Below are 10,952 nucleotides of genomic sequence, written 5' to 3'. Positions count from 1 at the left end.
AGGCTCAGGGCATCGGGATCGATCGCAGTCCGGCAGCCCTTGCCATTGCCGGTCGCAACGCCGCCGATCTGAACCTCGCCCAACGCGCCTCGATGCGCCAAGCCGACTGGACGGAGGCGGGCTGGGCGGACGATCTGGGCCGCTTCGACCTGATCCTGGCCAATCCGCCCTATGTGGAGACGCAGGCCGCGCTTTCGCCATCGGTGCGCGCCTACGAGCCGGCAGGCGCGCTGTTTGCCGGGGCGGATGGGCTGGACGATTATCGCCGTCTGATCCCGCAGCTACCGGCGCTTTTGCATCCCCAAGGCATCGCCTTGATCGAGATCGGCGCGACGCAAGCCGCCGCAGTCAGCGCCATCGGTGGGGAAGCAGGGCTGGCCGCTCGAGTCCATCAGGACCTGGGTGGCCGCGATCGAGTCGTCGAATTCACGGGGATATCGTAAGATTTCGCTTGGAATTTGAGAGTACAGCACCTAGGTCAGAGTTCGAACCGGCTAATGGACGAAGTTTTCCCATACCCGGTTCGACTCCAGCATTTGCAATCGGTCGATCGCAGCGAAGCGACGGCAACGCAGATGAAGGGATCACGGGTTTCGGATAGCGAACCGTGATGGAGCGACATGACGGCTTCGCGAGCTTCCGGTGCATCTGCACGGGAGGGTCCCCGACAGCCCGGGGTTTTGAGGAAAGCAGTCCTTGAATAACAATCGAAATAACAACAATAACAACAACAATCGCCGTCGTGGCCGCGGTAACAACCGGCAGCAAGGCGGTCAGCAGCTGAACCGGATCGACAGCAGGGCGCGTGGCAATGCCCCGCAGATGCTGGAGAAGTACCGTAAGCTCGCGCATGATGCGCACCTCAATGGCGATCGCGTGACGGAGGAATACAACCTTCAGTTCGCCGATCACTATTTCCGCGTCATCGCCGATCAGCGCGCGCGCCAGGAAGAGCAGCGTCAGCAGCGTCCCAACGACCGTCCCGCCGAATTCGGCGACGAGTATGCCGAGGACGATTACTACGCGGAGAACAATTCGCCGTACGACCGCGCGGGTAACTATGCGCCGTCCAACCAGAACGTGACCGGCGGAAACGGCCAGCCTCAGGGCGGTCAGCCGCAAGGCGGCCAGGCCGGCAACAATGGTCAGTCGAACGGTGGCAACACCGGCAACGGCCAGTACCCGAACGGCGGCGCCCAGGCGGAAGCCGGTGGCCAGCGCGGTGGTTATGGCAACGACAACCGCGGCAACGACAATCGCCAGGATCGTGGCCGTCGCAACGATCGCTTCGAGCGGAACGACCGTCCGGAGCGTGGGGAGCGGCGCGATCGCCAGGACGCGCAGGGCCAGGGTTCGAACCAGGGCCAGGCCACCCCGGCAGCTCCGGTTGCGATGACCGAGGCCTCGACCGCCGCACCTGATGCGTCGAGCGAGCAGACCGTCTACGAGCCGAACGAGAACCCGTTCGTTCGCGAAGGCCGCCCCGCTCGCGCGCCGCGTGCCCGCAAGCCCCGTCGCGATGATATCGCCAGCGATGGCAATGTCGGCGCGAGCGTTGAGAATGCGGCGCAGCCGGCCGGGCTCGATCCCGCCAGCTTGCCGCCTGCGATCTCCACGACCTCTCGCGCCGAAGCGCCCCGCGCGGAAACCCCGCAGGGCGAAGTGGCGGAAGAGGCTCCGGCCAAGCCCAAGCGCCGTACCCGTCGCGCCGCTCCTCCGGCGGACGATGCCGCCGGTGCGCTGCCCGAAACGGTAGGCTGATACCCACGGGACGCGCGGCGCAGGCACTATCGCTTGCGCCGCGCGCGCCCATCGGCGATCCCCTGATCCATGGATTCGCCGCACACCTCATCTAACGAACCTGCGCTGCGCAAGCCGCTGATCGCGGTGTTGCGGCACCCGCATTTCGGCGCATTGATGGCCGGGGGATTGGCCGCCTGCGGATTTCAGCCGCTGGGCTGGTGGCCGCTGACCATCTTTGCCATCGCCTGGCTGATCGAACTGCTGCACCACGTCCATCGCGGGCGGCAGGCGTTCTTCCTGGGCTGGCTGTTCGGTCTTTCCCACTTCACCATCGGCAACAACTGGATCGCCACGGCCTTCACGTATCAGGCCGAGATGCCCGCCTGGCTGGGCGGCATCGCCGTGGTCCTGCTCTCGCTCTATCTCGCGATCTTCCCCGCCCTGGGCACGCTGGCGGCCTGGCTGATCGCCAAAGGCTGGCGGCGCGATCCTGCTCAGGCCCGTGCTTCGCTCGGCATCGCGTTCGCCGCGTGCTGGATCGTCACCGAATGGATGCGCGCCTGGGTGTTCACCGGCTTTGCCTGGAACCCGCTGGGCGTGTCGCTGCTGGGCGGTTTCGCCACGCAGGGGCTGGCGTTGCTCTCCCCCTGGATCGGCACGTATGGACTGTCCGGCGTGGTCGTGCTGCTGGGCGCGATGGTGCGGACCCTGGTGTTGAAGGGGCGCTTGTCTACCGGATCGGCTCGCATCGCTTCCTACGCGGCGCTGCTGGCGCTGGCGGTGGGCCTTTCGCTGCTGATGCTGCTGCCCGCCCGCTATCTCGACCGGCAGGAGGGTGAGATCCGCTACACCCTGATCCAGCCCGACTTGCGTCAGGAAACGCTGGACGATCCCCGCAATTTCGAACCGCACTTCATCAAGATGGCGCGGCTGACAATGCCGGCCGATCGCGGGCAGCGGCGGCTGGTGCTGTGGCCGGAGTCCGGACTGGCGGACTATTTGCGCGATGGCTACCCGGAATACTTCTATCGCCAGATGACGTACGAGGCCGATCCGGCGCTGGCCCGCCAGCGTCTGGGTCAGGTGATCGGGCCCTACAGCCTGCTGTTGACCGGCGCGGTTGATCTGGTGATGCGCGATGACAAGGTTCTGGCCGCGCGCAATTCGGTCACGGCGATCGATGGCAACGGCAGCATTCTGGCCAGTTACTCCAAGGCCCATCTGGTGCCCTATGGTGAGTATCTGGCGTTGCGCTGGCTGTTGGAACCGCTGGGCGCGACGCGGCTGGTGCCCGGTGCGCTGGATTTCTGGCCGGGCCCCGGACCTCGCACTTCGGACTTCGGCACGCTGGGCAAGGCCGGCATCCAGATCTGCTACGAGATCGTCTTTTCCGGCGAAGTGATCGATCGGACCGAGCGGCCGGACTATATCTTCAATCCCTCCAACGATGGCTGGTTCGGGGCCTGGGGGCCGCCCCAGCATCTGGCGCAAGCGCGGCTGCGGGCATTGGAGGAAGGGCTGCCGGTTCTGCGTTCCACCACCACCGGCATCAGCGCGGTGATCGATGCGGACGGGATCGTGCGCCAGTTCGCGCCGCCGCACGTGGCGACGCGGCTGGATGGCAGGATACCCCCGGCGGAGCGGCCCACGCTGTTTGCCCGCATGGGTAATGCCCTGCCGCTGGCCCTGGCGGCGGTGCTGATCGTCCTATCGCTGGTTGCACCGCGCCGCCGAAAAGCGTAATCGCACCCCATAAAGAATTCTTTATATCCCATTTCTCAAGACGGGTGCCTGATGCGTAGCGACTATGTCTTCACCTCCGAAAGCGTTGCCGAGGGTCATCCCGACAAGGTGGCGGACCAGATTTCCGACGCCATTGTGGACTTGTTCCTGAGCAAGGACCCGGAAGCCCGCATCGCCTGCGAAACGCTGACCACCACGCAAAAGGTCGTCCTGGCCGGCGAAATCCGCTGCAAGGGCGTGTTCGAAAACGGCGAATGGGCCGAGGGTGCCTTGCAGGAGATCGAGGATACGGTCCGCGCCGTGGTTCGCGACATCGGGTACGAGCAGGACGGCTTCCACTGGCAGACGTTCGATTTCTCGAACAATCTTCATGCCCAGTCCGCCCACATCGCTCAAGGCGTGGACGCCAGCGGCAACAAGGATGAGGGCGCGGGCGATCAGGGCATCATGTTCGGCTTCGCTTGCGACGAGACGCCCGATCTGATGCCCGCCACGCTGGATTACAGCCACAAGATCTTGCATCGCATGGCCGCCGATCGTCATTCCGGCGCGGCCCCGTTTTTGGAGCCTGACGCCAAGAGCCAGGTCACGCTGCGTTTCGTTGACGGGCGTCCGGTGTCGGCGGAGGCGATCGTCGTCTCCACCCAGCACAAGGAAGGCTACGACCAGGGCGAGCAGGAGGCCGAGCTCAAGGTCTACGTGAAGAAGGTCGTGGCCGAAGTGCTGCCCGAGGGGCTGCTGTCGGACAAGACGGTCTATCACATCAACCCGACCGGCAGCTTCGTGATCGGCGGGCCTGACGGTGACGCGGGCCTGACCGGACGCAAGATCATCGTGGATACCTATGGCGGCGCATCGCCCCACGGCGGCGGCGCATTCTCGGGCAAGGACCCGACCAAGGTCGATCGCTCGGCCGCGTACGTGACGCGATATCTGGCCAAGAACGTCGTCGCCGCCGGCTTGGCCGCGCGCTGCACGATCCAGGTGTCCTACGCGATCGGCGTGTCCCGCCCGCTTTCGCTCTATGTTGATACCCATGGCACCGGCACCGTTCCCGATGAGGTCTTGGAAGCGGCGATCACGCAAGTCGCAGCGGACAAGCTGGGTGGGCTGACTCCGCGCGGCATCCGCGTAGGGCTGGGGCTCAACAAGGCGATCTACCGCCCGACCGCCGCCTATGGCCACTTCGGCCGCCAGCCTGAAGGCGATCTGTTCCCTTGGGAGCGCACCGATCTGGGTGAGGCGCTGAAGGCGGCTGTGGCTGCACAGACCAAGCTGGAGCCGGCGGAGTAAATTTCCCTCGCAGGAGGACCGATGTTCGAAACGATAATCCAGGTGGAAGACGTCCAGGCGTTGCTATCCAGCGGCGCGGACTTGCTCATCCTGGATTGCGAATTCGACCTGGGTGATCCTGACAAGGGGCAGGCGCTGTATCGCGCGGCGCACTTGCCCGGTGCGCGCTATGTCGATCTGGAACGCGATCTCTCCGGTCCTGTTACCGGCGTCAACGGCCGCCATCCGCTTCCCGCCCGCACCGCCTTCGCGGCCAGTGTGCGGACGTGGGGTCTGAAGCCTGATCAGCAGGTCATCGCTTACGACGGCAACGGCGGCATATATGCCGCGCGGCTGTGGTGGATGCTGCGCTGGCTGGGCCATGCGCCCGTCGCGTTGCTGGATGGCGGGCGGCAAGCCTGGATCGCGACAGGGCTTCCGATGGAAAGCGGCTTGCCGCCACCGACGCGCGAAAGCGATTTTGCGGTGAGCGAGCCGCTGATCGGCACTCCGGTTACAATCCGCGATCTCCTGGCGAACGTGGATCGCGGCGAACTGCAAGTGATCGACGCGCGCGATGCGCAGCGCTTTGCCGGTCAACCCCATCCGCTGGATACAGCGTCAGGCCATATCCCGGGCGCCCGCAATCGCTTCTATCGCGATAATCTGGACGGACAGGGCCGGTTCAAGCCCGCCGAGGCACTGGCGCAGGAGTTCGGCGCGGTGCTGGGCGGCAGGGGGCCGCGCGATACGGTGATGCAATGCGGGTCGGGCGTCACCGCTTGCCACAACGCGCTGGCCATGGAAATCGCAGGCCTGAAAGGTACGCGGCTTTATCCGGGTTCATGGAGCGAGTGGACTGCCGATCCCGCCAGGCCGATCGCGAAATAGCCAGTCATCGGCTTTGCGCCGTGCCGTTCGTATCGGGTGAAGTGATGCGAACGGGAGTACGGAGAAACGGTTTGAGCCCGACCTATTTCGCCAGTTCGGCCTCGATCGCCGCCACCAGATCCGGGTCCTCCGGCGTCATGGCGGGGGCGAAGCGGCCTGCCACGGAGCCATCCTTGCCGATCAGGAATTTCTCGAAATTCCACAGCACTTCGGGATCGTCGTTCGGCGTCATGCCATAGCCCTTGAAACGCTCTTTCATGCCCGCGACGTCACCTTGCTTGGTGGGCACGGCCTGAACCAGCGCGGCGTAGAGCGGTTGCTTGTCCGTGCCGCTGACCGGGGCCTTTTCGTATAGCGGAAACGAGACGCCGTAGCTCAGCTTGCAGAACTCCACGATCTCATCCGCGGTGCCAGGCTCTTGCGCACCGAAATCGTTCGCCGGGAAGCCCAGGATTTCGAGGCCACGGTCCTTGTATGTCTGATAGAGCTTTTCCAGCCCTTCGTACTGCGGCGTCAGGCCGCATTTGGACGCGACGTTGACGACGAGCAGCACCTTGCCATGATGCTGCGCCAGACTGTCTGGCGCGCCATCGATGCGCTTGAGCGGGATTTGAGCGAGATCGGCCATCGTGTCTGTCTCCAGGTCTGGCGCAATATCTATGGTGCTAGAACTCGCGGATCAATCGCAATCCGCCGACCGGGCGAGCGCGTGCGCCCCGTTGCTTGTCCAGACCAGTGCCCAGTTGCAGGCTGACCTTTTTCGCCAGCGCGGTGTGGAATTGGGCCATCGCCAGCAAGCCCCCGTCCGGCCCCGACTTGAAGTTCAGTTCCAGCGCGGCGATCTGCTTTTCGTTGAGGTTGTAGAACGTCGTGTGGTTGACCAGCAGCCCGGCCACCTTTTCGGACTGGCCGACCCGCACATCGCCCACCCCGATCATCGACATCGTGCTCCACCGCTCGCTGTGGCGGCGTCCCAGCAGATAGAGCAGCGCGTGGGACGTGCTTTTGTCATGCCGATCGTAGATGCCGAGGTATTGCAGCCCGTGGATCATCCGGCCGCCATCCATGGTGCCCAGCGTGCCTTGCACACCAAGCTTCAGCTCGGTCAGCCGCCGGTTCTCGAACGGCAATTCGAATTCCAGAGCCAGGCCATCGGCGACGGCATATTCGATCTCGGGCGCCCATTCGACCACGCGATCCTGGCCGGAGAACGGCGAGGTGGCCAGGGCGTTGATTTCCAGTTCGCCCGCACTTGCGCCAAGCCCGCGCACCATATCGAACACCATCGGTTCGGGTATCTCGGGTATCGCGGCGGCCGGGGCTGCCCATACGGCGATACAACTCGCCAAGGTGGCACCCAGCAGGCGTTTCGTGATCATGGCGATGTCCCCTTCGCGCCTTGCAAATAGTCCTCGCCCGCCGCCTAACCCTTCGTGGCGAAAGGAAAAGGCAAAGGCGGCAGGGCGAGGCACCGTGGGGTTTGGGGGAGCGATCAGGCCAGGTAGTGCGCCGTGGTCTTCGCCGCGACATCTTCCGCCGTCACTCCGGGCGCGAGTTCGACCAGCTTGAACGGGCTGGCGTGGTCGGGGCGGGCGAAGACGCACAAGTCGGTCACGATCATGTCCACCACGTTGCGGCCGGTCAGCGGCAAGGTGCATTCCGGGATGAACTTGGGATCGCCGTTCTTGGCGGTGTGTTCCATGACGACGATGATCTTCTTCACGCCGGCGACAAGATCCATCGCGCCGCCCATGCCCTTGATCATCTTGCCCGGGATCATCCAGTTGGCGATGTCCCCATTCTCGGCGATCTCCATCGCGCCCAGAACCGCCAGGTCGATGTGGCCGCCGCGGATCATCGCGAAGCTGGTGCTGCTATCAAAGTAGGCGGTTTGCGGCAGTTCGCTGACAGTCTGCTTACCGGCGTTGATCAGATCGGCATCAACCTCATCGGCATAAGGGAAAGGGCCGATGCCCAGCATCCCGTTCTCGGACTGCAGCGTCACGGTCATTCCGGCAGGGACGTGATTGGCCACCAGCGTGGGAATGCCGATGCCAAGGTTCACATAGAACCCATCCTGCAATTCTTGAGCGGCGCGAGCGGCCATCTGGTCACGAGTCCAGCTCATCAGACGGTCTCCCTTTCGCGCGTCGTGGTGAATTCGATCCGCTTGTCATAAGGCGCGCCCACGATCACGCGTTGCACGTAGACGCCGGGCAAGTGGATCGCATCGGGATCGAGGCTGCCGGTCGGCACGATTTCCTCCACCTCGACCACGCAGACCTTGCCGCAGGTGGCGGCGGGCACATTGAAATTGCGCGCGGTCTTGCGGAACACCACGTTGCCGCTCTCGTCGGACTTCCAGGCTTTCACCAAGCTAAGATCGGCGAAGATGCCGCGCTCCAGCACATAGTCTTCGCCATCGAAGGCCTTGGTTTCCTTGCCCTCGGCGATCAGGGTGCCAACACCGGTTTTTGTGTAAAAGCCGGGGATGCCCGCACCGCCCGCGCGCATCCGCTCGGCCAGCGTACCTTGGGGAGAGAACTCCACCTCCAGCTCGCCTGCGAGATACTGGCGCTCGAATTCCTTGTTCTCGCCCACGTAAGAGGCGATCATCTTCTTCACCTGGCGCGTGCGCAGCAGCTTGCCGATGCCTTCGTTGTCGATACCAGCATTATTGCTGGCGAACGTCAGATCCTTCACGCCGCTATCGCGCACCGCATCCAGCAGTCGCTCGGGGATGCCGCAAAGACCGAAGCCGCCGCTGGCGATCAGCAGGCCATCGCGCAGCAGCCCATCCAAGGCGGCGCTTGCCGAGGGGTAGAGTTTCTTCATCAGCTGTCTTCGCTCCTGTGGGACGAACGGCGCAGCGGAGGTAACAGGCCCGTTCGCCCTGTAAAGGTTTCGTCGATCCTGCCGCATGCTTACCGGCGCGCCGGGTTCGTGTCATGCAAATGCGCTGCATTGCAGCGAAGACTGCAGGTGTCGCGGTGCTCTTATGCGTTCGGCGCATCGCGGGATGGTTTCTATTACAAAGCTGAACGGGCGAGGATGGCCAAAACGCGAGGGCCAAGATCACCATATCGATAAAACGCAATTCACAGTTGCAAGGTTTGCAACCCGAGATAATCTTTTCGCACTTGCACAAAAGTTGGGTTGGCGGCAAAACGACCCTGCCTTTCAGGCATCCTCTCCCAAAACTTCCAAAGCCCGGTCGCTCGATCGGGCTTTTTTTTGTCCTGCGAAGAAGCGCTCAGCGTGGCGGGGGTGACAGCCGCTCCAGGTCGGCGGGCGTATTTACGTTGGCGGGGTTGGTTTCCATCTCCACCCGGCGCGCGCCGATGATCTCGGCGAAACGATACATGGAATGCGGCTCCGGACCATGGAGCAGCTCCTCAAGCGCTGTGGCCGAAGATGCGGGCCACAATCCTATCACCGGCTGAGCAGCCAGGCAGGCGGGCGCGGGAGCCAGGCGGGAAAGCAGGTCTTCGGGCAGGCCGACCGAATCCACCCCGCAACTGAGCACGCTCTCGTACCCTTCGTCCTGCGCCAGTCGCAGTGCGGCAGCCAGGCCACCCAGCGGTCCCATGCCGGCGCGCGGCCAATCGGGCAGAGTCGGGGCGGGGGCCGTCGCACGGCCGACCACGACGACATGATCACACCATCCGGACAAGGCATCCACCGCCAGCGAGAGCAGGGAATGCCCCTCGACCTCCGCCAAAGCCTTGTCGCTGCCGAAGCGAGTGGAAAGCCCTCCGGCCAGAACAACGCCCAGGATCATCACAGGTCTCCTCATCAGGACCTATCCAAAGCGAGGAAACGCGCAGAAGTTTCGCGGTTCGATGCGTCGGATATCCGGACGCAAAGAAAAAGGCGCCCCGGATGGTCCGGCGCGCCTTTTCCTACTCTCGGTGGCGAAGAAAAGAAGCTTACTTCTTCAGTTCGGCCTCAGCGTCGGCAGCAGCGCTGGAAGCGGCAGCAGCGGCGTCGCCAGCAGCGTCAGCAGCCTTGGCACCGGCGTCCTTGGCAGCGCCCTTGGCGTCGACAGCGGCTTCCGAAGCGGAGGCAGCAGCGTCGCTGGCAGCGTCGGCAGCGTCGCTGGCCGAAGCGGACAGGTCTTCAGCGGCCGAGCTGGCGGTCACTTCAGCAGCGTCCTGCGTCTTTTCCGAGCAAGCGGCCATCGACAGCAGGCCAATGCCGGCTGCGGCGGCGAGAACGATCTTGCGCATCTTCTAGTACCCTTGAATTGTTTTTCCGGACCTTGCGGTGCAAAAGCCTACCACAGGGATAGACTTCGACCGCTTCGATAATCGGCTTGCCGTATCTATGCAAGCGTCGGTCGCATTGTCCCGCGGCAACTCGTCGCAACCTGCCGCCCGCGGCTGTGGATGATTTGCCTCGGCATCGCGCGCTGGAACCGCGCTCTGGCTGAGTGGTACCGGCGCTGCTACGACCCGGTTTATGGAATCCAAGCAGCATCTCTATCTGGTCGACGGATCGGCCTATATCTTCCGCGCCTATCACCGGCTGCCGCCGCTGACGAACCCGGAGGGGACCCCGGTGGGTGCGGTCTACGGCTATACGACGATGCTGTGGAAGCTGGCGGAAGACCTCAACAAGGCTGATGGGCCGACGCATCTCGCGGTCATTCTGGACAAGGCAAGTACCTCTTTCCGCAACGATTTGTACGATCAGTACAAGGCCCATCGCCCGCCGCCGCCCGAAGATCTGGTCCCGCAGTTCCCGCTGATCCGCGATGCGACGCGGGCATTCAGCCTGGCCTGCATCGAAGAGGAAGGCGTGGAAGCGGATGACATCATCGCCAGCTACGCGCGCGCCGCCACGCGCCGGGGCTGGGACGTGACGATCGTCTCCTCCGACAAGGACCTGATGCAGCTGGTCGGCAAGTGCGGGCAAGGGGACGACGGTGTGGAGGGCGGTTGTATCGACATGCTCGACACGATGAAGAACCAGCGCATCGACGTACCCGAAGTGATCGAGAAGTTCGGCGTGCCGCCCGAAAAGGTGGGTGACGTATTGGCGCTGATGGGCGATTCGGTGGACAACGTGCCGGGCGTATTCGGCGTGGGCCCCAAAACCGCCAGCAAGCTGATCCAGGACTACGGCGATCTGGAGGCGGCGCTTGCCGCCGCCCCGTCGATGAAGAAGGGCAAGCTGCAGGAACGGCTGATCGAGCAGGCCGACATGGCGCGCCTCTCCAAGGAATTGGTGACGCTGAAGGAAGATTGCCCGCTGCCGATCGAGATGGAGGAGTTCCGGCTCATCGCCATCCCGCCAGAGCC

The 10,952-nt window shown here is 64.0% G+C and carries 12 protein-coding genes; 6 read left to right on the top strand and 6 right to left on the bottom strand.

Annotation, left to right across the window (positions count from 1 at the left end; all coding sequences use genetic code 11):
• The 5 genes from ACHWRX_RS02670 to ACHWRX_RS02650 form a co-directional block, all read left to right on the top strand.
• The coding region (locus ACHWRX_RS02670; RefSeq protein WP_394657997.1) for a N5-glutamine methyltransferase family protein at positions 1–443 on the top strand (443 nt) is incomplete at its 5' end.
• Between the two features lie 253 nt (positions 444–696).
• Complete coding sequence (locus ACHWRX_RS02665; RefSeq protein WP_394657996.1) at positions 697–1,761, top strand: DUF4167 domain-containing protein; 1,065 nt, start codon at positions 697–699, stop codon at positions 1,759–1,761.
• A gap of 69 nt (positions 1,762–1,830) precedes the next feature.
• A complete protein-coding gene (lnt, locus tag ACHWRX_RS02660; protein ID WP_394657995.1) occupies positions 1,831–3,486 on the top strand; it encodes an apolipoprotein N-acyltransferase in 1,656 nt (551 codons plus the stop codon).
• A gap of 51 nt (positions 3,487–3,537) precedes the next feature.
• Positions 3,538–4,779: a methionine adenosyltransferase gene (metK, locus tag ACHWRX_RS02655; RefSeq protein ID WP_394657994.1), complete on the top strand. Its 1,242-nt coding sequence runs from the start codon at positions 3,538–3,540 to the stop codon at positions 4,777–4,779.
• A 21-nt stretch (positions 4,780–4,800) separates the two neighbouring features.
• Positions 4,801–5,649: a sulfurtransferase gene (locus ACHWRX_RS02650; protein ID WP_394657993.1), complete on the top strand. Its 849-nt coding sequence runs from the start codon at positions 4,801–4,803 to the stop codon at positions 5,647–5,649.
• Between the two features lie 82 nt (positions 5,650–5,731).
• Here ACHWRX_RS02650 and ACHWRX_RS02645 read toward each other — a convergent pair whose 3' ends face one another.
• The 6 genes from ACHWRX_RS02645 to ACHWRX_RS02620 form a co-directional block, all read right to left on the bottom strand.
• Complete coding sequence (locus tag ACHWRX_RS02645; protein ID WP_394657992.1) at positions 5,732–6,277, bottom strand: glutathione peroxidase; 546 nt, start codon at positions 6,275–6,277, stop codon at positions 5,732–5,734.
• 37 nt (positions 6,278–6,314) lie between these two features.
• Positions 6,315–7,028 (bottom strand): hypothetical protein, encoded by a 714-nt coding sequence (locus tag ACHWRX_RS02640; protein WP_394657991.1) that lies wholly within the window; start codon positions 7,026–7,028, stop codon positions 6,315–6,317.
• 113 nt (positions 7,029–7,141) lie between these two features.
• The gene (locus ACHWRX_RS02635; protein ID WP_288487516.1) at positions 7,142–7,777 is read right to left on the bottom strand and encodes a CoA transferase subunit B; all 636 of its coding nucleotides are present in this window, start codon (positions 7,775–7,777) and stop codon (positions 7,142–7,144) included.
• Positions 7,777–8,484 carry a CoA transferase subunit A gene (locus ACHWRX_RS02630; protein ID WP_394657990.1) on the bottom strand — a complete coding sequence of 236 codons (708 nt, stop codon included), beginning with the start codon at positions 8,482–8,484 and terminating at the stop codon, positions 7,777–7,779. The genes ACHWRX_RS02635 and ACHWRX_RS02630 overlap by 1 nt, the downstream gene beginning before the upstream one ends.
• A 418-nt stretch (positions 8,485–8,902) precedes the next feature.
• The gene (locus tag ACHWRX_RS02625) at positions 8,903–9,430 is read right to left on the bottom strand and encodes a molybdenum cofactor guanylyltransferase (RefSeq protein WP_058737802.1); all 528 of its coding nucleotides are present in this window, start codon (positions 9,428–9,430) and stop codon (positions 8,903–8,905) included.
• 148 nt (positions 9,431–9,578) lie between these two features.
• Positions 9,579–9,878 carry a hypothetical protein gene (locus ACHWRX_RS02620; RefSeq protein ID WP_058737801.1) on the bottom strand — a complete coding sequence of 100 codons (300 nt, stop codon included), beginning with the start codon at positions 9,876–9,878 and terminating at the stop codon, positions 9,579–9,581.
• A 232-nt stretch (positions 9,879–10,110) separates the two neighbouring features.
• On the opposite strand from ACHWRX_RS02620, the gene ACHWRX_RS02615 reads away from it, so the two are divergent.
• Positions 10,111–10,952, top strand: an 842-nt coding sequence (locus tag ACHWRX_RS02615) for a 5'-3' exonuclease H3TH domain-containing protein (protein ID WP_394657989.1), incomplete at its 3' end; no start/stop codon positions are given.

Source organism: uncultured Novosphingobium sp., assembly GCF_964277725.1.
Classification (GTDB): domain Bacteria; phylum Pseudomonadota; class Alphaproteobacteria; order Sphingomonadales; family Sphingomonadaceae; genus Novosphingobium; species Novosphingobium fluoreni.
This window is presented reverse-complemented; position numbering and strand designations above follow the sequence as displayed.

What these genes read in the sequence shown, in the direction of transcription:
- lnt (WP_394657995.1), top strand. Translation starts at nt 1,831, where the DNA reads ATGGATTCGCCGCACACCTCATCTAACGAACCTGCGCTGCGCAAGCCG.
- metK (WP_394657994.1), top strand. Translation starts at nt 3,538, where the DNA reads ATGCGTAGCGACTATGTCTTCACCTCCGAAAGCGTTGCCGAGGGTCAT.
- ACHWRX_RS02650 (WP_394657993.1), top strand. Translation starts at nt 4,801, where the DNA reads ATGTTCGAAACGATAATCCAGGTGGAAGACGTCCAGGCGTTGCTATCC.
- ACHWRX_RS02645 (WP_394657992.1), bottom strand. Translation starts at nt 6,277, where the DNA reads ATGGCCGATCTCGCTCAAATCCCGCTCAAGCGCATCGATGGCGCGCCA.
- ACHWRX_RS02640 (WP_394657991.1), bottom strand. Translation starts at nt 7,028, where the DNA reads ATGATCACGAAACGCCTGCTGGGTGCCACCTTGGCGAGTTGTATCGCC.
- ACHWRX_RS02635 (WP_288487516.1), bottom strand. Translation starts at nt 7,777, where the DNA reads ATGAGCTGGACTCGTGACCAGATGGCCGCTCGCGCCGCTCAAGAATTG.
- ACHWRX_RS02630 (WP_394657990.1), bottom strand. Translation starts at nt 8,484, where the DNA reads ATGAAGAAACTCTACCCCTCGGCAAGCGCCGCCTTGGATGGGCTGCTG.
- ACHWRX_RS02625 (WP_058737802.1), bottom strand. Translation starts at nt 9,430, where the DNA reads ATGATCCTGGGCGTTGTTCTGGCCGGAGGGCTTTCCACTCGCTTCGGC.
- ACHWRX_RS02620 (WP_058737801.1), bottom strand. Translation starts at nt 9,878, where the DNA reads ATGCGCAAGATCGTTCTCGCCGCCGCAGCCGGCATTGGCCTGCTGTCG.